The sequence below is a fragment of the Mycolicibacterium parafortuitum genome, assembly GCF_002086815.1.
Taxonomy (GTDB): Bacteria; Actinomycetota; Actinomycetes; order Mycobacteriales; family Mycobacteriaceae; genus Mycobacterium; species Mycobacterium parafortuitum.
The window spans coordinates 1-20,851 of the sequence record NZ_MVID01000045.1 but is presented as its reverse complement, the minus strand read 5'-3'; the positions used below and the strand labels follow the sequence as shown (position 1 = coordinate 20,851).

The 20,851-nt window shown below is 68.7% G+C and carries 18 protein-coding genes and 2 tRNA genes; 6 read left to right on the top strand and 14 right to left on the bottom strand.

Annotation, left to right across the window (positions count from 1 at the left end; translation table 11 throughout):
• Nucleotides 1-52: 52 nt before the first annotated feature.
• Nucleotides 53-538: a DEAD/DEAH box helicase family protein gene (locus BST38_RS29870; RefSeq protein ID WP_083146815.1), complete on the bottom strand. Its 486-nt coding sequence runs from the start codon at nt 536-538 to the stop codon at nt 53-55.
• Nucleotides 539-773: 235 nt separating this feature from the next.
• Nucleotides 774-2,264, bottom strand: a complete 1,491-nt coding sequence (locus tag BST38_RS28085; RefSeq protein ID WP_181792058.1) for an SNIPE associated domain-containing protein — start codon at nt 2,262-2,264, stop codon at nt 774-776.
• 238 nt (nt 2,265-2,502) lie between these two features.
• On the opposite strand from BST38_RS28085, the gene BST38_RS28080 reads away from it, so the two are divergent.
• Both BST38_RS28080 and BST38_RS28075 read left to right on the top strand, forming a co-directional pair.
• Nucleotides 2,503-3,156, top strand: coding sequence for a type IV toxin-antitoxin system AbiEi family antitoxin domain-containing protein (locus tag BST38_RS28080; RefSeq protein ID WP_083146814.1), 654 nt, complete (start codon nt 2,503-2,505; stop codon nt 3,154-3,156).
• Complete coding sequence (locus BST38_RS28075) at nt 3,146-3,922, top strand: nucleotidyl transferase AbiEii/AbiGii toxin family protein (RefSeq protein WP_083146813.1); 777 nt, start codon at nt 3,146-3,148, stop codon at nt 3,920-3,922. Before BST38_RS28080 ends, BST38_RS28075 begins: the two co-directional genes overlap by 11 nt.
• Nucleotides 3,923-3,965: 43 nt before the next feature.
• On the opposite strand, the gene BST38_RS28070 is transcribed toward BST38_RS28075, so the two are convergent.
• The 6 genes from BST38_RS28070 to BST38_RS28045 all read right to left on the bottom strand — a co-directional run bounded on the left by BST38_RS28070 (nt 3,966) and on the right by BST38_RS28045 (nt 10,727).
• Nucleotides 3,966-4,039 (bottom strand) — tRNA-Ile (locus BST38_RS28070).
• Nucleotides 4,040-4,079: 40 nt separating this feature from the next.
• A complete protein-coding gene (locus tag BST38_RS28065) occupies nt 4,080-4,919 on the bottom strand; it encodes a carboxymuconolactone decarboxylase family protein (protein ID WP_083146812.1) in 840 nt (279 codons plus the stop codon).
• Nucleotides 4,920-4,926: 7 nt separating this feature from the next.
• The gene (locus BST38_RS28060; RefSeq protein ID WP_083146811.1) at nt 4,927-6,300 is read right to left on the bottom strand and encodes a metallopeptidase TldD-related protein; all 1,374 of its coding nucleotides are present in this window, start codon (nt 6,298-6,300) and stop codon (nt 4,927-4,929) included.
• Nucleotides 6,301-6,302: 2 nt separating this feature from the next.
• Nucleotides 6,303-7,817 carry a TldD/PmbA family protein gene (locus tag BST38_RS28055; protein WP_083146810.1) on the bottom strand — a complete coding sequence of 505 codons (1,515 nt, stop codon included), beginning with the start codon at nt 7,815-7,817 and terminating at the stop codon, nt 6,303-6,305.
• Between the two features lie 16 nt (nt 7,818-7,833).
• Complete coding sequence (locus tag BST38_RS28050; RefSeq protein WP_083146809.1) at nt 7,834-8,682, bottom strand: CbiQ family ECF transporter T component; 849 nt, start codon at nt 8,680-8,682, stop codon at nt 7,834-7,836.
• Nucleotides 8,679-10,727, bottom strand: coding sequence for a DUF2232 domain-containing protein (locus BST38_RS28045; RefSeq protein ID WP_083146808.1), 2,049 nt, complete (start codon nt 10,725-10,727; stop codon nt 8,679-8,681). The genes BST38_RS28050 and BST38_RS28045 overlap by 4 nt, the downstream gene beginning before the upstream one ends.
• Nucleotides 10,728-10,836: 109 nt before the next feature.
• On the opposite strand from BST38_RS28045, the gene BST38_RS28040 reads away from it, so the two are divergent.
• On the top strand, nt 10,837-11,277 hold the full coding sequence (locus BST38_RS28040; RefSeq protein ID WP_083146807.1) for a MarR family winged helix-turn-helix transcriptional regulator: 441 nt from the start codon (nt 10,837-10,839) through the stop codon (nt 11,275-11,277).
• A gap of 9 nt (nt 11,278-11,286) precedes the next feature.
• On the opposite strand, the gene BST38_RS28035 is transcribed toward BST38_RS28040, so the two are convergent.
• Entirely contained in the window at nt 11,287-12,018 is a 732-nt protein-coding gene (locus BST38_RS28035; RefSeq protein WP_083146816.1) for a VIT1/CCC1 transporter family protein, read from the bottom strand.
• Between the two features lie 100 nt (nt 12,019-12,118).
• On the opposite strand from BST38_RS28035, the gene BST38_RS28030 reads away from it, so the two are divergent.
• On the top strand, nt 12,119-14,080 hold the full coding sequence (locus BST38_RS28030; RefSeq protein WP_083146806.1) for an acyl-CoA dehydrogenase family protein: 1,962 nt from the start codon (nt 12,119-12,121) through the stop codon (nt 14,078-14,080).
• On the opposite strand, the gene BST38_RS28025 is transcribed toward BST38_RS28030, so the two are convergent.
• Nucleotides 14,081-14,572, bottom strand: coding sequence for an LppP/LprE family lipoprotein (locus BST38_RS28025; protein WP_083146805.1), 492 nt, complete (start codon nt 14,570-14,572; stop codon nt 14,081-14,083).
• A gap of 46 nt (nt 14,573-14,618) precedes the next feature.
• Nucleotides 14,619-14,694, bottom strand: a tRNA-Asn gene (locus tag BST38_RS28020).
• 169 nt (nt 14,695-14,863) lie between these two features.
• Here BST38_RS28020 and BST38_RS28015 point away from each other — a divergent pair.
• Complete coding sequence (locus BST38_RS28015; protein ID WP_083146804.1) at nt 14,864-15,115, top strand: hypothetical protein; 252 nt, start codon at nt 14,864-14,866, stop codon at nt 15,113-15,115.
• A gap of 24 nt (nt 15,116-15,139) precedes the next feature.
• Here the strand turns inward: BST38_RS28015 and BST38_RS28010 are convergent, their stop codons facing one another.
• The 3 genes from BST38_RS28010 to BST38_RS28000 are packed head-to-tail and all read right to left on the bottom strand — an operon-like array spanning nt 15,140 to nt 18,756.
• Nucleotides 15,140-15,490 carry a DUF7155 family protein gene (locus BST38_RS28010; protein WP_083146803.1) on the bottom strand — a complete coding sequence of 117 codons (351 nt, stop codon included), beginning with the start codon at nt 15,488-15,490 and terminating at the stop codon, nt 15,140-15,142.
• Nucleotides 15,491-15,512: 22 nt separating this feature from the next.
• Nucleotides 15,513-17,459, bottom strand: a complete 1,947-nt coding sequence (gene dnaG, locus BST38_RS28005) for a DNA primase (protein ID WP_083146802.1) — start codon at nt 17,457-17,459, stop codon at nt 15,513-15,515.
• 31 nt (nt 17,460-17,490) lie between these two features.
• Entirely contained in the window at nt 17,491-18,756 is a 1,266-nt protein-coding gene (locus BST38_RS28000) for a deoxyguanosinetriphosphate triphosphohydrolase (RefSeq protein WP_237160951.1), read from the bottom strand.
• A gap of 73 nt (nt 18,757-18,829) precedes the next feature.
• Between BST38_RS28000 and BST38_RS27995 the strand changes: the two genes are divergently transcribed.
• Nucleotides 18,830-20,824 (top strand): TPM domain-containing protein, encoded by a 1,995-nt coding sequence (locus tag BST38_RS27995; RefSeq protein WP_083146800.1) that lies wholly within the window; start codon nt 18,830-18,832, stop codon nt 20,822-20,824.
• Nucleotides 20,825-20,851 lie beyond the last annotated feature (27 nt).

Below are 20,851 nucleotides of genomic sequence, written 5' to 3'. Positions count from 1 at the left end.
CAACCCTTGATCGGAATCCAATAGCCCGAGCCTCCGGGAAACCCAGGGCGTTTCACTCAGTTCCGAGAGCGCTAGTTAGTACAAGCACTGTCGGGCAGCGGAATTCGCCTGTGACGGCGCCAATATCCGGCAGCTTGCCGAGAGTGACAAAGCTCGACGCAATCTGAACGCGTAACGTGTCGGACGGCACCATGACCAGGGTTGACTTCGGTGAATGACAGAACGCCGCCAACATTGTGTCCGTTTTGCCTGTACCCGTCGGCATCACGACCGTTGAAGCGTCCTTATTGCCGGTTGATCGCGTCGCCAATATGGCGTGCAGCGCACCAAGTTGGGGTGGGCGTAACCCGGGTCCCTCTACGGACTCTTCGACGAAGTTAAAGGCTTGTCGCAATGAGTTGTTGACCTCATCTGGGCTTCGCGGGGTGTCACCGTGCGAACCCGACCCCTCGCGGAGCCACCACAATTCAGAGTCTCCAACTTTAAGTTTTCCGATTGCCAAAGCATCCCCAATGCACACAGCCGCCCATTCCACCATCGTCGCAAATAAACAATGGTGGCATCTACGATTCGCTAGGTTTCTAGCGCTTGTGGGAGTCAACCGCTGATGCTGGCCATGTATTGCACAGGACGAATTGGCCGTCGGTTGGCCAGCCGAGACGGCGACCGGAGAGGCGAAAGGCGTGCCTGCTAAACCGCAGCGATAATCAAGTACACCTGTGGAGATCGCTTGGGCTTCGCGGTTCCGGCTGTACAAGACCGACGAGGTGGGTTTAGAGCGTGACGTCGGGGGCGCCTTGGCTGAGGCGGTATTCCTCGGCTTCCGGGTGGGCTGTGTACTGAACGACTTCGCCGACTGTGGACTTCAGTACCTCGAGGACTTCTTCGGGTGTGGCATAGAAGAATTCGCGCCGAAGGTTGACCTTGTTGACGCGGCGCGCGGCGAAGGCCTGGTGCAGCTTTGTTTCTACCGTCACCGCGTCGTCGGCGAAAAACAGCGTGTGGACGTCGAACCGGAACGGCACTGACGCATCTCCGAGTTCGCGCACGCGATCGAAGGGTTCCAGGCGCCTGGTCAGTCCGATCTTGACCATGTTAGGCCCAAAGGATCCGACGTTCGAGATGACGTAGACAAAGCCAGCCCGGATGTTGGCCGCCCGGTAGTCGACGTCGTCGATCGCGCGTTGGACGTCGGCCAGCTTGTCCTCTAACCGCCTGATCCCGTCCAGGTCTCCGTTGGCCTCCAGCATGGCTTTCACGTTGGAGTAGTGGGCCTGCTCCTTGGCGAGCTGGCGCTCTAGACGCTCTCGTTCTGCCTTGAGTTCCTGTTCGGCCTTGCGTTGTTCGCGAAGTTCAGCCTTGCGCTCGCGCTCAAGCTCTTTCTCCTCTTGAACCCGAATGTGGAATTCAGCCGCGAGCTCCAGTTCACGGACGCGGAGCTGGTGGTAATAGTCGGTGACGCGCAGGTCGATCATTCGCCCTTGCTTTTCGATCTGATCCTTTGCCTTCGCTATACGGGCTTCTGCCGTGGGAAGGTTGCCTGCCTTGACGGTCTTGACGCAGTTCTCTGCTTCGGCGTTGTAGGCACGCAGCATGATTCGTGACATCTCGTTGACGAACTTGCGGCCCTGCGCGGCTGAGTTATTGAAGTGAAAGCCGGTGGCGGCATGTATCGCCAGCTTTTCCCGGACCGCGTCTTTGATCTTTGATCGCACTCTGTCAAGCTTGGTGCGCAGGTCGACAGAAGATTCCGCGGGATGGTGGTACTCGTAGAGGCCTACGTCCTGCAGTTCGCGCTGCCCCTGGACTTCGACGAGTTGCTGCTGTTCGTCGCTGATCCGTCGTTCTATGTCGGCCTTATCCGTGCGCAGTTGAGCAAGTTCGACGCGGAGCCGTTCAGTTTCGGCCTCGACTTCGATGAGCGACAGCGCTCCCACTCGTTCGATAACGGCGCGCTGTTCCGCATTGACACGCTCAAGCTTTTCAAGCTGTGCCCGCAGCTGAGCATTCGTCTGCCGCAATTCTTCGGCACGCTTCCTGGCGCCGAAGAACGGTATTGCGCCGCCGTCGTCGGATGTCGAATCAGGCGAACTCGCCGGCGCCGCCGGTGTTGCGCCCGTCTCTGAGGTGTGTCCAGTCCACCGTTGTCCGTCCCAATAGCGCAGCACCCCTGGCTGCTGCGGGTCCGGATACCAACCATTAGGCGTCGTCAAATCAAGCCTCCCTTCCGTACCGAGCAGAGCGCGCGACTTCCCCTTCGCCATACTGTCCGCATATCGATCGCGGAATCGGCGATATTGAAGAATTTTGGACTTGCCTCTCCCGCTAACCCGGCACAGCCACGTGAGCATGGCTCAGGACCGCCACATGGGCCGCGGCCGGATTCACACCCAGGTTGCCGATCTGCTGACCGCGCTGTGAAGAGCCCGATGGTCGATGAAAACTTATGGGTATGCATTCTATAGGTTAATAGCCTATGATTCGCATACTGGAGGGCGGATTGTGGCAAGGCAACACAGCACGGCGGTCCCCGCCGGCCTCGCCGCGCGCCCACTGCGCACCTTCCGCACCGGGCAGGCCGACGACATCTACGCGCATCCGGGCCCCGAGATCGCGCGACTCCACGATCACGGCCTGCTCCATCGCCTCGCGCACGGTTACTACGTCGTAATCCCCCAAGAAATGTTGGGCCGCAAATGGATTCCCGATCTGGAAGCCGCCGCCGCCGGAATCGCCACCACGATCTACGGCCATGACGACATCGTCGTCATGGGACTCAGCGCCGCGCGGCTGCACGGCGCAATCCCCCGCGCTCTGGCAACGGCCATCGTGGCGACACCGCGCCAACACCGTCCCATCACACTCACCGACCGACCGGCGGTCATACGGTTCGTCAAACGCAACACCGCAGAACTCGACGCCGAACGCATCCGCACCGACCTGGGCCCCACACTGACGACGACGCCCGAACAAACGATCCTGGATCTCGCGCACCGTCCCACCCTCGGCGACAGCGCAACCGACGTCCCCACCGCCGTCAAAGCCCTCTACGCACGAGCGGATCCAGACCGCTTGCGCCAGCTCGCCACCGAACAGCGCCGCCTGGCCTCCCTGCGCCGGGCGGAAGACTGGGCCGGGGTCGACCATGGATCCTGACGAACGCGACACGGTCGCAACGCAGTTCGGCGTATCCGCCGAGCAGGTCGAGCGCGACCACCTCATCTCCCACCTCCTCGCGTTCCTCAGCCGTGAGTTCGGTGACCGGGTCCACTTCATCGGCGGCACCGCCCTGGCCCGCACCCATCTCCCCGACGGACGGCTGAGCGAGGACATCGACCTCATCGCCATCGGCAGCCGCAAACAGGTGGCCGCCGCGCTCGACGCCGCACTCCCCCGCGCCGTCGCGCGCACCCACGGCCGGCTGACCGTCGAACTCGCGCTCAGCGCTACCGCAGACACCCTGCCGGTGCTGTTGCGACCCTCGGACGGACGCCCGGTCCGCCTCCAATTGCTGTCCGCGCGCGACCGGGTCGTCTGGCCGACGGAACGCCGCGATCTGTTTCAGCGCTATGGGGATGCGCCCTCTGCCGAACTGCTTGTGCCGACGCTCCCCGCGTTCGCGGCGTCGAAGACGGCGACATGGACGGACCGGCACGCAGCCCGCGACCTCTGGGACCTGTGGGCGCTGAGCCGGGTCGGCGCGATCGACGCGGACGCCGCCGCCCTGTTTCGGCGATACGGACCGACCAACAAGGCGCCGACGCAGCACATGTTCGACCGGGCCCCGACCGATGCCGAGTGGCAGGCGCAGCTGGCCGGACAGACGCGCCTCGACGTCTCCGCAGCCGAAGCGCTCGTCGCGGTGCGCGAGGCGTGGCGGTGGGCAGTACGACCTGCACAGACCCTCATAAACGGTGAATAAACGATGAGTTCCAAAAATTGATCTTGAAAAACACCCTCTGAAGTGGGGCGGGCGGGGCTCGAACCCGCGACCAATGGATTATGAGTCCACGGCTCTAACCGACTGAGCTACCGCCCCCGGCGCGCACTGCGCGGCCATCATGTTCGCACACCCCGGGTCAGGCGAAGATGGTCTGCCCCTGCTCGTCGACCTCGTAGCGCTCCGTGCCCTCGGCGACCCGCGGGGCGTCCGCACCCATCGACACCGCGATCTTGTTCGCGGCGTTGCGCATCACGTCGAGCGTGATCTCCAGCATCTGCTTGCCGGAGAAGTGCTTTCGCATCCCGTCGACCACCTCAGGCTCGATCCGCGACGGCGACCAGACCAGGGCGTCGACGTAGCGCAGCGCGGCCTTGTGCGCGTCGGTCAGACCCTCGGCGCGCTCGAAGTCGGCGATCTGGCTGTACAGATCCTCCGAGCCGCCCGCATCCAGCGCGTGTCCCTCCCGCAGCGACTTACACAGCCTGCAGTTGTGCGCTTCGGCCCCGCGCAGCCGCACCACCTCGGTGGTCACCGCGTCCACCTCGCGCATCCGCGCGACCGCGGGCACGAAACCGCCCAGCACCACCGCCACCGGATCCGCGTCACGGTCGAGCACCGCCTCGGCCGTCCAGCCCGGCTTCCCGAGCCCCAGCGCCGCGCACCCGGCCCACACCCGCGGCAGCAAATCGGCGACGAAGATCGCGACGACGACCCGAAACGCGTTGTCGCCGTAGGCCCCTATGAAGCGGTTGCGTTGGTTGTCGCTGATGCCCGTCACGTCGACGCTGAACTGCTCGGCGAACGCCGTCAGGATCTGTTCGGCGTCGGTGTGCCCGTCGGGCGGGTCCACCGGCGACGGCAGCGGCGGCAGCGACAGCGCCCGCCCGCAGGTGAGCCGGATCAGGGTGTCGGCGCGGTCGTCGCCGGACGACAGCGTCACCAGCCGGGCGAGCCGGTCTGCCGATGCATCGCTCATGCCGCGATTATTGCGCCTGGCTGACGGAGGACATGGCGAAGTCGGGAATCCGCAGCGACGGCATCTCGGCGCGAGTGGCCCAGTCGCCCCACTCGCGCGGCAGCGTGACCTCGCTGACCCCGGCCTCGGTGGCCCTGCGCAGCAGGTCCAGCGGGCTCTCGTTGAACCGGAAGTTGTTCACCGCGGCGCTGACCCGACCGTCCTCGATCAGGTACACCCCGTCGCGGGTCAGCCCGGTCAGCAGCAGCACCGACGGGTCCACCTCGCGGATGTACCACAGCGTCGACAGCAGCAGTCCGCGCTCGGTGCCGGCGATCATGTCTTGCAGGCTCGCGGTGCCGCCGGTCATCAGCAGGTTGTCCGCGCCGACGGCCACCGGCGCGCCGAACTCCGCCGCCGCGGCCCGCGGGTAGGCCAGCGCGTTGATCACGCCGTCGCGGATCCAGTCCACCCGCTCGATCGCCATCCCGTTGTCGAACACCGACGCCCGTTCCGACGAGCGGGTCGCCGCGACGAACGGCGAGCACTCCAGCCCGGGCGCCGCCGGATCGGAGTACATCGTCAACGGCAGCGAGGTCAGCTTCTCCCCCACCCGGGTGCCGCCGCCGGGCGCGGACAGCGCGCTGCGGCCCTCCTGCGCGCTGCGCCCGCCCATCGTCCAGGACAGGTAGATCATCATGTCCGCCACCGTCGACGGCGGCATGATCGTCTCGTACCGTCCGGCGGGCAGGTCCACCCTGCGTTGCGCCCACGACAGCCGGGTGCCGAGATCCTCGAGCATGGCGTCGGTCGGCACATCGGCGAAATCCGCTGTGCTGACCCCGCTCCAGGCGCTGGCGCCGTCCCGTTTGGCGTTGATCTCGACCGAGCCCGTCGGCTGGGTGAACCGCCGCCGCAGCCCCGATGACGTCGCGACGAACGTCGTCTCCAGCACGTGCCGGGCGAACCCGAACAGTGTGTCGGCGCCGTGGAATCCACGCGCCAGCGATGCCGCGACACCGCCGAAGACCTCGGCGCCGGTGCGTGGGATCGGGTCGTGCCAGTCCGCGGGTGCATCCCCGCCGGGCAGTGCCGGGGCGTTGTCACGCGCCGGAGGTGCTGTCGCGGCGGCCTTCTGGGACGCCGCGACCAGATCACCGATCCCGGCGGGGTCCACCGCGCTGGAACTCACCGATCCGACCGTGGCCTCATCACCGTCCCGCACCACCGAGATGACGGTCGTGGTGCGGCCGGTCGACTCGCCGTTGGTGGTCATCGTGTTGTTCGCCCACCGCAGTGACGCGTCGACCCGGTCGGTGACCACCACGATCGTCTCGTCGGCCCGGCCCCGCCTGCGCGCCTCGGCCAGGGCGACGTCGATCACCTGCTGTGCACCGATCATGTCTACCGCCCGCCCTCTTCACGAGTGTTGAGCACGTTGATCCCGCGGAACAGCGCCGACGGGCAGCCGTGGCTGACCGCCGCGACCTGGCCGGGCTGTGCCTTACCGCAGTTGAACGCCCCGCCCAGCCGCCACGTCGACTGCCCGCCAACGGCTTCCATCGCACCCCAGAAATCGGTGGTGGTCGCCTGGTAGGCGACGTCGCGCACCTGCCCGTCGAGGCGGCCGTTCCTGATCCGGTAGAAGCGCTGGCCGGTGAACTGGAAGTTGTAGCGCTGCATGTCGATCGACCAGCTCTTGTCCCCGACGATGTACAGCCCGTCCGACACCCGGCTGATCAGGTCGTCGGTGCTGAGATCTTCGGCGCCCGGCCGCAGCGACACGTTCGCCATCCGCTGGATCGGCACGTGGTGGGCGGAATCGGCGTAGGAGCAGCCGTTGGACCGGCCGACCCCGAGCCGCGGCGCGAAGACCCGGTCGAGCTGATAGCCGACGAACACCCCGTCGCGCACCAGGTCCCAGCTCTGCGCGCGCACCCCTTCGTCGTCGAAACCGACAGTGGCCAGGCCGTGTTCGACAGTGCGGTCGGCGGTCACGTTCATCACCGGTGAGCCGTACCGCATCCGCCCCAGCTTGTCCGGTGTGGCGAACGACGTTCCGGCGTAGGCGGCCTCGTAGCCGATGGCGCGGTCGTACTCGGTGGCGTGTCCGATGGACTCGTGGATGGTCAGCCACAGGTTGGTCGGATCGATCACCAGGTCGGTCGGGCCCGCGACGACGCTGGGCGCCTTGGCCTTCTCGGCCAGCAGAGAGGGCAGTGCCGCGAGTTCACCGGACCAGTTCCACACATCGTCCCCGGCGACGGCCTCCCACCCGCGGCCCATCGGCGGCGCCAGCGTGCTCATCGACTCGAACGATCCGGCCGACGGATCGACCGCGACCGCGTCCAGGCGCGGGAGCACCCGGACCCGCTGCTGGGTGATCGTGGAACCGAACGTATCCGCGTAGAACGTCTGCTCCTTGGCCATGTTCAGCCATGCCGACACGTGATCGACGCCGTCGGACAACAGCAGCCGGACCGAGTAGTCCGCCAGCACCTCGATCTTGTCCTGCGTGGGGACCGCGAACGGGTCGACGCGGTAGGACGACACCCAGGACACGTCGCGGTACACCGGTTCGGGCGCGAGCTCGATCCGCTCGGCGTTCAGCGGGGCCAGTGTCGTGGCGACCCGCACCGCCCTGCGCGCGGTGTCGGCGGCCGAGGCGGCGTCGAGCTGCGCGTGCGATGCGAACCCCCATGTGCCGTCCACGATCACCCGCACCGCCAGCCCGATCTCGTAGTCGGTGACGGCCGCCTCCAGCGCGCCGTCACGCATCTGGACGCTCTCGGTGGTGATGGCATGGATGCGCAGATCGGCGTAGCTGGCGCCGGCCTGCGCGGCCGCGGTCAACGCCGCGTCGGCCAGGGCATGACGCGGCAGCGCGAGGAAGTCCGCGTCCACGGTTCGGGTCGTCACGGTTTCACACCGTAATTCAGCGACGCGGTCCGCTCGTGCCCAGGATGGTCAGCTCCAGCGCCAGCGCGGTGCCGCAGACGATGAGCACGATCGCGAACGCGATCCAGTCCCGCCGTTTGGGTCCCGATGGAACGGCCGAGATCTGGCCGGCGCCGCCGCGGGCGGTGATCGCATCGCCCATCTCGTCGGCGCGGCGCAACGCGACCGTGATCGCCGCTGCCAGCAGGTCGATCATCTCCGAAGCCCACTGGCTCACCCGGGCCCGCCGGCGCGCGTCGACGTCGCGCGGCCGCAACCGGCGCGCGGCGTAGAGCACACTGAACTCGTCGATCAGCATCGGAAAAGCCCGCAGCGCCAACGCAAGCGTGACCGCCCACTCGTCGACCGGGATCCGCAACGCCCGCAGCGGGCGGCCCAGCTTGGCGACCGCGGGCGCCACCTCGGCGACGTTGGTGGTCCACGAGACCATGGCGCCGAGGCCGAGCAGCACGATCGACAGCGCGGTGATGCGCAGGAAGTTCAGCAGGCCGCCGAGCCCGACGGTGACCGAGCCGACGGTGAACTCGGGGCTGCCGCCGGCGAACGTCGCGGTGACCGCTCCGAGCAGCAGCAGGAACCACAGCCATCCCGGGATCGACGGCAGCACACCGCGCGGGATCCGCGCGATCCGCGCCGAGACGACGACGAGCACCCCGACGGCGGCGATCGGCACCCAACCGGGATAGAAGGTCAGCAGCACCCCGATCGCGGCGACGATGAGCAGTTTGGACCCCGCCCACAGGTCGTGCATCACGGTGCGGCCGGGCACCGGCCGCAGCAGCACGACCTGGCGACGCGGCTTGCGCCGGGGCGCGGCGGCGGTCACGACATCCCTCCGGCGGTCGTCGGCTCGGCAGCGAGGACGCCGTCACGCAGATGCAGTGTGCGCGGGCACAACTCCTCCAGCCCGGCGAAGTCGTGGGAGATGACGACCACGGTCAGCCGCTCACGCCTGCGCAGATCCACCAGCAGCTGCAGCAGACCGCGCTGCGACGCGGCGTCCAGGCCGGCCAGCGGCTCGTCGAGGATCAACGCGCGCGGCGAGCGCGCCAGCAGCCCGGCCAGCACCACACGCCTCATCTGTCCGCCGCTGAGCTGATCGATGCGACGGTCGGCCAGCGCCGGGTCCAGCCCGACGGTTCCGAGCGCGGCGTTGATGCGGTCGCGGTCCCGCTTCGAGAACCCGGCCGCCGAGGCGATCTCGTGCCCGACGTGGCTGCGCATCAGCTGCAACCGCGCCGCCTGGAAGGAGATCGCGACCGCGCCGACCTGATCGGACACCGGTTTGCCGTCCAGCAGGCACGAGCCGGAGGTCGGCAGCGCCAGCCCGGCCATGATCCAGGCCAGCGTGGATTTGCCGGACCCGTTCAGACCGTGGATCAGGAGGCCGTCGCCTTCGTGGACGGTGAGGTCGATGCCGCTCAGCGCTGCCTTGGCCCACGGGGTGCCGCTGCCGTACTCGTGACCGACGCCGACGAGCTCCAGAACCGGTTTTCCGCGCGGGGTTTCGGCGACACCGCTCGCCGGCGGCGCATCGGCGGTCTGCACCATCTCGGTGTTGTCGGAGCTCGCACCGTTGCCGACAAGCGCGACGGTACGGTCGGCCGCGTCCGCCTCGTCGTTGTAGTGGGTGATGTGCACGAGCGCGGTCCGGTGCCGCCGCGTCAACCCGGACAGCACCGCCATCAGGTCTTCCCGCCCGTCCTGATCGACCATGCTGGTGACCTCGTCGGCGATCAGCAGGGACGGTTCCCGCGCCAGCGCGGCCGCGACGGCCAGACGTTGCAGCTCACCACCGGACAGACCGCCGGTGTCGCGTTCGGCGAGCCCGTCCAGGCCGACCTCGCCGAGCAGCTTCTCGACGTCGGTGTCGGTGCCCGGCGGCAGCCCCCACACGACGTCGTCGGCCACCCGGGAGCCCAGCACCTGGCTTTCCGGGTGTTGCATCACGACCGCGGTGCCGCCGAGCTTGCCCAGTCCGACCGCACCCGGCCGCTCGACGGTGCCCGAGGTGGCTTCCCGCCCCGACAGCACCAGCATCAGCGTCGTCTTGCCGGAGCCGTTGGCGCCGGTGACGGCGAGATGCTCACCCGGGCGCACCTCCAGCGACACCGGCCCGAGCGCGTCGTGGTCGCTGTTGGGATAGCGGAAGCAGACGTCGGTGAGGCGCAGCGGGACCGGGGCGACCGGCGCGGTGTCCGGGGTGACCTCCAGCTTGTGCACGTCGGGAACGTCGACCAGGCGCTTCATCACGCGCGACAGCGCCCACCAGCCGACCAAACTGACGAACGTGATGCTCAGCACACCCATGCCGAAGAACAGGAACGGCCAGTAGTACAGCGCGGTGGCGAAGTCCCGGGTGAGCCGTTCTGCGGCGGGCGCGAAGCCGGGCACTCGTTCCAGGACCGCGGCGGCGCCGGTGATGTTCGCCGTCATCGAGTCGAAGATGAGATTGCGCAGCCGGCTGAGCACCCCCAGGGCCGCGACGATCACGATCCCGAACAGCGCACCGGCCACCAGGGAGCACAGGAACACCGTCGGGGTGCCGCGTCCGCGGCGTTTGACGATGCCGGTCAGGCCACCGATGTAGGCGCAGTTGACCACTGTCATCAGCCCACCCATCCCGGCGATCAGGAAGGCGACGAGGCCGCCCGCGATGGTCGCGGCCAGCAGCACCCGGAGTCGGTGGCGGTAGGCGAGCAGCCCCATCGGGACGGTGCCGAGCAGCGACAGCCCCGCGGCGAACGGGACCACAACAGCGATGATCGCGATGGCCGCGCACAGGGCGGCCATCACTGCGGCCTGCGCGAGCTCGACCGGTTGGAGTGGACCAGTCCGTCGAGCGGGGCTCTCCGGGCTGCCCGAGGTCATCTCCTGATTCTGCCAGTCGGCTGGGAATGCATCGGCGGGCCGGTCTGTGACGGCCCCCACTAGGCGTGTCACATTTGGCACACATAGTAAAGCTATGTAACCTGGGGCGATGTCGTCGACGCTCGGATCGGACCTGCTCTCGGTGGTCGCGCGGATCAACCGCCTGGCGAACCAGCGGGTGCGGATGCCCGTCCCGTTCGCCCAGGCCCGCCTGCTGTCCACCATCGAGGATAGAGGTGAGGCCCGGATCTCCGACCTCGCCGCGCTGGACCACTGCTCGCAGCCGACGATGACGACCCAGGTGCGACGCCTGGAGGACGCCGGCATGGTCACCCGCGCCGGCGACCCCAACGATGCGCGCGCGGTGCTGATCCGGATCACCCCCGAGGGCGTCGCCGCACTGCGCCAGGCGCGCGCCGACCGCGGCGCGGCCGTCGACCCCTACCTGGAACGACTGAGCGAATCCGACCGCCAGATCCTCGAACAGTCCGTCCACATCATGCGGCGCCTGATCGAGGATGCGACCAACCCGAGCGTCGCGGCCCGCTGACTTCCCGGCTCAGGTGACGCTGACGCCGATCAGATAGCCGACGGCGTAGGTGGCCGCCACCGCGACGAAACCAAGCACGAACTGCCGCAACGACGCCCAGACGAGCGGCTGACGGGTGAAACGCGACGCGAGCGCGCCCGCGACCATCAGGCCGACCCCGCCACACCCGAGCCCGGCCCAAAGCGACTCGTAGCCAAGCAGATACGGGATCAACGGGATCACCGCGCCGATCGCGAACATCAGGAACGACGCACCCCCGGCCACCCACGGCGACGGCTTCTCCTGCGGGTCGACTCCGAGCTCCTGCACGAGGTGGAAGTTCATCGCCTTCGTCTCGTCCCGGTGGATCTCGTCGGTGGCCTTCGCCGCGGTCTCCGGGGTCATCCCCATGTCGGTGAGAATCGCGGCCAACTCGGCGCGCTCGGCCTGCGGATCGGCGCGAAAAGACCTGCGCTCCACCCTGACCTCGGATTCGATCTGCTCGTTGGCCGTGGTGACCGACGTGTACTCCCCCAGCGCCATCGAGAACGCCCCGGCCAGCAATCCGGCGACACCGGTGATCACCACGGTGTGCGCATCGGCGGCCGCACCCACGCCGGCGATCAGCGCGGTGTTGCTGACCAGACCGTCCATCGCGCCGAACGTCGCGGCGCGCAGCCATCCCCCGGACACGTCGGCGTGGGTGTGGTCGGCCACGTGCGGCTTGCCGGTCGGCGAGACCGGACCGTCAGCGGTTGTCATGGACTGATTGAACACCGCGGGCAAACAGGCTGAAAAGCAAGGTTCACCTCGGTTTGCCACATCACAGTTTGCGGAGCATGCATTGGGGCTACCGTGAAGCATGACCACGACTGCGGAGCATCTGCGCAACTCTCTGGACGGCCGATTCCGGGACGTGAAGAACCGCGTGCGCCAGGAACTCAGTAACGACGTCTTCCGCCCGCACTACACCCCGAACACCGTCATCGCTCGCACCAAAGTGGCTGAGCAGATGAAGATCATGGCCGCCCGCGGCGCGGCCGAGGACGGCTTCAAGAAAGAGCATGGCGGCAACGGCGACGTCGGCGCCGCGGTCACCCAGATCGAGATGCTCGCCATGAGCGATCTGTCCCTGATGGTCAAGGCAGGTGTGCAGTGGGGGCTCTTCGGCGGCGCCATCGAGAACCTCGGCACCGAGCGCCACCACGAGGCCTACGTCAAGAAGCTCATCAGCCTGGAGTTGCTGGGCTGCTTCGCGATGACCGAGACCGGCCACGGCAGCGACGTGCAGTCCCTGGAGACCACCGCGACGTACGACCCGGCCACCCAGGAGTTCGTGATCGACTCCCCGACCCCGACCTCCCGCAAGGACTACATCGGCGGTGCGGCCGAAACTGCCCGGGTGGCAGCGGTTTTCGCACAGCTGATCACGCCCGACGGCGAGAAGCACGGCGTGCACTGCTTCGTCGTGCCGATCCGCGACGACAACGGTGAGGACCTCCCCGGCGTCACGACGTCGGACTGCCACTACAAAGGTGGGCTTCCCGGCGTGGACAACGGCCGGATCCAGTTCGACCAGGTCCGGATTCCGCGTGAGAACCTGCTCAACAAGTACGCCGACGTCGCCGAGGACGGCACCTACTCGTCCCCCATCGAGAACCCCAACCGCCGCTTCTTCACGATGCTGGGCACCCTGATCCGCGGCCGGGTCACCGTCGGCGGCAGCGCCGGCGCGGCCGCACGCGTGGCCCTGGACATCGCGACCCGATATGCGCTGCAGCGCAGGCAGTTCGAAGATCCCGACGGCGGCGAGGTGCTGCTGATGGATTATCTGGTCCACCAGCGCCGGCTGTTTCCGCTGATCGCCCGGTCGTATGCGTTGCAGTTCGCCCAGAACGAGCTCGTCGCCAAATGCCATGAGCTGCAGACGGCCGAGGATCCCGACCCCGAGGAGCAGCGCGAGCTGGAATCGCGCGCGGCGGGCCTGAAGGCCGCCAACACCTGGCACGCCACCCGCGCCATCCAGGAGGCCCGCGAAGCGTGCGGCGGCGCAGGCTATCTCGCCGAGAACAGGCTGATCGCGCTGAAGGCCGACACCGACGTGTTCACCACGTTCGAGGGCGACAACCACGTGCTGTTCCAGCTGGTGGCCAAGGAGCTGCTGACCGCCTACGCCGACGACATCAAGGGTATGAGCCCGGTCGAATGGGTGCGGTTCGCGGCGAACTTCGCCGGCGAGCGGGTGCTCAAACGCACTGCGGCGCAGACGATCATGCAGACCATCCTGGACTCCCGCGAGGACAACGAGGAAGAGGGCAGCCTGTTCAACCGCGGCACCCAGGTCCAGATGTTCGAGGACCGCGAGGAATACATGGTGGCCTCGGTGGCGCGCCGGCTGCAGGCCAAGTCCAAGGAGATGAGCGCGTTCGACGCGTTCAACTCCGTACAGGACCACGTGCTGCACGTCGCCCAGGCCCACATCGACCGCATCGTGCTGGAGGCCTTCGTCGCCGGGATCGACGCATGCGAGGACCGCCAGGCCCGTGAGGTCCTCGGGCTGGTGTGCGACCTGTACGCGCTGTCGGTGATCGAAGAGGACAAGGCGTGGTTCGTCGAACACCGCTTCCTGTCCACCGAACGCGCCAAGGCGGTCACCCGCGGCATCAACGACCGTTGCCGCCGGCTGCGGCCGCACGCCCAGTTGCTCGTCGACGGGTTCGGCATCCCCGAGTCGTTGCGCTACGCCGAGATGCTGCACCCCGAGAAGATTCCGGACGCCGACGAGCACACCCGCAAGGATGCGACCAGCGCCGGCGTCATCTGATCATTCGTTCGGGATCGGATCGAGGACGGTGAGCCTGCCGTCCTCGATCGTGACCCGCACGCTGCCGCTCCCACTCGGGCAGCACGGCTCGTCCTGTCCCTGACGCCACTGGTACTGCACGACTGCGTCGTGCTCGCCCTGTGGCGTCACGGTGATGTACGGCCGGGGGTCGATGGTCGGGGATCCCACCGGGACGCCCTCGCCGAAGAACAGCACCTGCTGCGGGCTGTCGGGCTGATCACCCGAAGTGACCACGACCCACTGCAGACCGCAGTCGGCCGCGCTGCCCCTGCCGACCTCCCGCCACGGCCCCGGCGGCAGCAGCGCGTACTCCGCTTCCACGTCCTGGGCTGCCGGTCCCGGCCCGCAGTCGGTGGCGCTGCTCGTCGGCTCCGGTGCCGGCGGGCTCGCGCCGCAGCCGGCCGCCGAGATCGCGACCGCCAACAGCATCGCCGAGGTCAGATGCCCTACCCGAGCGCGCATGACTCGCATGGGCCCAGGATACGGGCGCAAATACCCTCCGGCACGGACGGTTTCGTGGCTCCCCCGCCTGGACTCGAACCAGGAACCCTTCGGTTAACAGCCGAATGCTCTGCCAATTGAGCTACAGGGGATTACCCTCCCGCGGCGGCCTGCGCCGCGAGCCAGAGAGCACTCTAACCTACGTCGGTACGCGGGTGCCAATGCGTCCGGCGGTGAGCCGACCGCCGGGCATGTGAGGCAGGATGGACACCGACACCACAGACCAACCATGCTGACCCATCGAGACTCTGGAGGGCACCTGTGATCGGGTATGTCGCCGCAGCTGCTGTCGGCTACGTGATGGGAACGAAGGCCGGACGGCGCCGTTTCGAGCAGATCTCAGGGACCTACCGCGCCGTCACGAGCAGCCCGGCGGCCAAGGCCGTCATCGAAGCCGGGCGACGCAAAATCGCCGAGCGGGTGTCCCCCGACCCGGCGATGGTGAAGCTGACACGCATCGACTCCGGCACCGAGGTCCTCGAGCCGGAGCCGATCGTGAAGAAAATCCAGTGAAGAAAAATCAGTGACGAAGAACCGCTAGCCGATGGGCTGGGTGATCGTGGTGCCCGGCAGCAGCGGGCCGGTCTGGACGCCCCAGACGCCGTAGGAGCCGCCGTAGCCGATGCCGACGTTCGGCGAACCGATCGCGACACCCTGGCCGTTGGAGTACGACAGGCAGTGCCCGTCGGCCTGGTTACCGAACCACGCCAGGCAGCGCGGGGCCGCGGTGGTCTCCACCGCACCGTCGGCGGTGGTCAGGGACGCATAGAGCGGGAACGCGACGGCCGCGGCCGCGATGGCCCCGGCGATCACACGAGACTTGTTCGTCTGGATCTTGCCTACGAGCACGAGACGCTCACCTTCTCCCCGACGGATTACAGCTGTCATCACCTTAACCCGCCTATCGCCATCACGCAGTCATGTCGTTACCGCTGGCCTGTTCCAGCAGGCTGCGGCGGTAGGACTCCATCGCCACCAGGTCCCCGAACAGCGCGTGATACTCGTCACCCTGCTCGACCGGGGACATGCGCTGCAGCTTGGACTTGACCTCGGCGATCTGCCGACCGATCCACACCTCCTGTAGGCGCGCGAGCACGCCACCGATGTAGCGGGGCAGCTTCTCGTCGTCGGCGTTGATCGCCTCGACGCTCAACTCGTTGACCAGGGTGGCCGTCTGTGGGGAGACCGCCTGCTCACGCACCGCCTCGATCCACTGCGCGCCGCTGAGCCCGGCCACGGTCCCGCCGCAGGCCTCGATCGCCGCGCGCACCTCGGCATAGCTGGGATGGGTGAAACTGTCGGCGGTCAGCGAGTCGAACACCGGACCGGCCAGCGCCGGGAACTGCAGCGCCGACTTGAGCGCTTCCCGCTGAGGCCACAGCGTCGGATCGGCCGGGTCGGGGCGCGTCGTCTCCGACGTCGGCCCGGCCTGCGCGCGTGGCGCCTGGGCAGGCTGGGCCGCACCGCGCCGCCGCGACCGGTCCGGCATCCCGCGCTGGCCGGCCACCTCGCGGACCCGGGTCAGCACCTGCCCCTCGTCGCGCCAGCCCGTCCAGCCGGCGAGCCGGCGCGCGTACTCGTCGCGCAGCGCGTAGTCGCGGATCCTGGCCACCAGCGGAACGCACTGCCGCAGCGCGTCGACCTGCGCCTGCGGATCGTTGTCGAGCACGTCGCCGGGCGGAATCAGGCTGCGCACCGCGAACTCGAACATCGGGATCCGACGGGCCACCAGGTCGCGCAGGGCCCCGTCGCCGGACTTCAGCCGCAGGTCACACGGGTCCATCCCGTCCGCGGCGATCGCCACGAACGACTTGCCCGCGACCTGCTGGTCGCCGTCGAACGCCTTCAGCGCGGCGGCCTGCCCTGCCGCGTCGCCGTCGAACACGAAGATCAGCTCGCCGCGGTACCAGTTGTCGTCCATCATCAGCCGGCGCAGCAACGCCAAGTGCGACTCGCCGAACGCGGTGCCGCACGACGCGACCGCGGTGGTCTCCCCCGCCAAGTGCATCGCCATCACGTCGGTGTAGCCCTCGACCACGACCGCGCGGTGCGCCTTGGCGATGTCCCGCCTGGCCAGGTCCAGCCCGAACAGCACCGACGACTTCTTGTACAGCACGGTCTCGGGGGTGTTGACGTACTTGGCTTCCATCGGGTCGTCGTCGAAGATCCGCCGGGCCCCGAACCCGATGACTTCACCGCCGCCGGCGCGGATCGGCCACAGCAGCCGGCGGTGGAACCGGTCCATCGGGCCGCGCCTGCCCTCGCGCGACAGGCCCGCGGCCTCCAGCTCCTTGAACTCGAAGCCCTTGCGCAGCAGGTGTTTCGTCAGGGTCTCCCACCCGGACGGGGCGAACCCGCAGCCGAACCTGGCCGCGGCGGCGGCGTCGAAGTTGCGCTCGAGCAGGTACTGGCGGGCGGGCGCGGCCTCCTCGCTGGTCAGCTGCTCGGCGTAGAACTCCTGCGCGGCAGCGTTGGCGGCCAGCAGCCTGCTGCGGCTGCCCCGGTCGCGCTGGACGTTGGTGGTGGACGAACCGGTGTAGGTGACCGTGTAACCCACCCGGTCGGCGAGCAGTTCGACGGCCTCGACGAAGCTGACGTGCTCGATCTTCTGCAGGAACGCGTAGACATCGCCGCCCTCGCCGCATCCGAAACAATGGAAGTGGCCGTGGTTGGGGCGCACGTGGAACGACGGGGACTTCTCGTCGTGGAACGGGCACAACCCCTTGAGCGAATCCGCACCCGCACGGCGCAGCTGGACGTAGTCGCCGACGAGTTCCTCGATGTTGACGCGTTCGCGGATGGCGGCGATGTCGCGATCGGGGATCCTGCCCCTACCTCGAGTCGCTTCGGCCGCCACCCGGTCAGTCTAGAACCCGGCCGGCGCGCCGCTATGCGGGTTCGAGTCGCTCCAACCGGCCCTCGGTGTACGACGCCACCTGGTCGATCACCACCCGCAGCCGGGCCGCGTCGTCCGGGGCGGCGTTGAACTCCGGGACGAACAGCGGATCCAGCGACGCCGGCGCGTTGGCGGACACGAACTCGACCACCGCCTCGACGCGTTCGCGCTGCTGGGCCTGCAGATCCAGGTGTGGCGGATCCGACATGATGAACTGCAGCGCGAGGATCTTCAGCACCGCCACCTCGGCCCGCACCACCGTGGGCACCTCGAGGTTGGTCCGGTAGCGCACCAGCCGGCCCGGCCCGGTGATGTTGCGGGTCGCCGCGATCGCCGACGACACGAACCGCCCGACCAGCTCGCTGGTCATGGTCTTGAGCGCCACCGACGCGGCCAGCGTGCCGTCGTACTTGCCGACCGCCGCGACCGCCGGCAGCACCGACAGCCGCTCGGCGGCCTCGACGAGATCGGCCGCGGCCAGCCCGCCGCCCATCCCGTGCGACTGTCCGAGCCGGCCCAGCGCGTTGACCGCGTCGTCGTCGGCGAGCACCCGCAGGTCGATGCGGCCCGAGATCACGCCGTCCTCGACGTCGTGCACCGAATACGCGACGTCGTCGGCCCAGTCCATGATCTGGGCCTCCAGGCACTGCCGGCGCTCAGGGGCATCCCCGCGCACCCAGGCCGCCATCTCGGCGTCGTCGTCGTAGAACCCGAACTTGCCACCCTCGGGCGGGCGGAACCACGGATACTTGGTGACCGCGTCGAGCGCGGCGCGGGTCAGGTTCAGCCCCGCGCTGCGCTGTTGACCGTCAAGGACTTTCGGCTCCAGCCGGGTCAGGATGCGGAAGTTCTGGGCGTTGCCCTCGAATCCGCCGCAGGCCGCGGCGAGCTCGTTGAGCGCGCGTTCGCCGTTGTGGCCGTAGGGCGGGTGCCCGATGTCGTGCGCCAGCCCGGCCAGATCCACCAGGTCGGGGTCGGCACCCAGCCCGACGGCCATACCGCGCCCGATCTGGGCGACCTCCAGCGAATGCGTCAGCCGGGTCCGCGGCGTCTCGCTCTGCCGCGGGCCGACGACCTGGGTCTTGTCGGCCAGCCGGCGCAGCGCGGCGGAATGCAGCACCCTGGCCCGGTCCCGGGCGAAGTCGGTGCGGTGTTCGGTGGCGGTGCCCGGCAACGCGGCAGCCTTGGGATGCTCGGCCACCCAGCGTTGGCGGTCGAACTCCCCGTAGGGGTCGGGTTGCGTGATTTCTGTGGACACCGAAGCACAGTCTGCCAGGGCCGATGGCCTGCGAAGCGCAGGTGTGCTGGTGCGCCGCACTAGATTGGCGGACATGCGTGTCGCCCGCCTGCTGCCCCTGCTGCTCGCCGTCCTGACCGCCGGACTTCTGTGTTCGCCCGCCGCGGTGGCCGATCCACCGATGCGGCTGCCCACCTATCTGACCGACAACGCCGGGGCGCTCGACGCCGCGGGCGTCGACGAGGTGCAGACCGCGATCAACCGGCTCTACGACGACAAGCGCATCCGGCTGTGGGTGGTGTACGTCGAGAGCTTCTCCGGGACCAGCGCCCAGTCGTGGGCGCAGGCCACCTTCCAGCGCAGCGATCTGGGCAGCCAGGACGTGATCCTCGCGGTGGCGACCGTCGACCGCGCGTACGCGCTGCTCGCGCCGAAGGGCGGTGCGGTGCGCGCCGACGTCGACGAGATCCGGCGCGACAAGGTGGAACCGCTGCTGCGCAACGGCGACTGGGCCGGTGCGGCCGTGGCCGCCGCCGAGGGTCTGGCCGGCTCCGGCAGTTCGGTCAGCTGGTTCGCGGTGCTGATCCTGCTGGCGCTGATCGCGCTGGCCCTGGCGATCCTGGTGCTGTGGCAGCGGCGCCGCCGGCGCAAGCGCCGCGAGGCCGATTTCGCCGCCGCACAGCGGGTGGACCCGTCGGATCCCCACGCGCTGGCCTCGGTTCCGCTCGACGCCCTCGACGACCTGTCCCGCAAGATCGTCGTCGACGTCGACAACGAGGTGCGCACCAGCGAGAGCGAACTGGCGCTGGCGGTCGAGGAATTCGGCCCGCAGGACACCGCACCGTTCACCCGCGCGGTGGCCAATGCCAAAGCGACGCTGGCCGAGGCGCTCAACGTGCGGCACATCCTCGACGACGCGGTGCCCGAGACCCCCGCGCAGCGGCGGGAACTGCTCACCCGGGTGATCGTGTCGGCGGCCAAGGCCGACGACGGACTCGAAGCGCAGCGCGAGGCGTTCGCCGCGTTGCGGGATCTGGTGATCAACGCCCCGAGCCGGCTCGACACGCTGACCCAGCAGATGGTGGACCTGACCGCGCGGCTCACCCCGGCCGAGCAGACCCTGGCACAGCTGAAGTCCCAATTCGCCGAGACCGCACTGGTTTCGGTGTCGGACAACATCGACGAGGCGCGGCAGCGCCTGGAGTTCGCCGATCAGAGCATCAGCACCGCGCGCAACCTGGTGTCGCGTCCGGCCGACAGACAGGGCGGCCTGGTCGACGCGATCCACGCCGCCGAAGCCGCGCTCGGTCAGGCGCGCACGCTGCTCGATGCCGTCGACAGCGCGTCGACCGACATCAACCGCGCCGTCGCGGGGCTGCCCGCGGTGATCGCCGACATCCAGAACGGCATCAACCAGGCGGGGGCCCAGCTCGCGCAGGGCCTCCAGCACGGCTCTGTCGCGGTGGCCACCGAGCTCAGCGACGCCAGAGACGCTGCGGTGCAAGCGGTGTCACACGCCCAGAGCACCGGGGACAGCGACCCGCTCGGCGCGTTCACCCGGCTCACCCAGGCCGACGCCGACCTGGACCGGCTGTTGGCCGAGGTCGCGCAGGAGCGGGAGACGGCCGAGCGGCTCAGCCGTACCTTCGATCAGGCGCTGTTCAACGCGCAATCGCGGGTGCGCGCGGTATCGGATTACATCGACACCCGCCGCGGCGCGATCGGCCCCGAGGCCAGGACCCGGCTCGCCGAGGCCGTGCGCCAACTTCAGGCCGCGCGGGACAAGCAGGACATCAACCTGACCGAGGCGATCGCGCACGCCAACGGCGCGGCGATGCTGGCGGCGCAGGCGCAGTCCCTGGCCAACGCGGACGTCACCGCCGCCCAGCAGCACTTTCGGGGCCCCTACGGGGGCGGCGGGGGCGGCGGTCAGATGGGTGCCGTGATCGGCGGCATCCTGATCGGCAACGTGCTCTCCGGGGTGCTGCGCGGCGGCCTCGGCGGAGGAGGCTTCGGCGGCGGCTTCGGCGGCGGCGGCGGCTTTGGTGGTGGTGGAGGCGGCTTCAGCGGCGGCGGCGGCCGCTTCTAGCCCGGCACCCCCTCCCCCCTCCCCCTC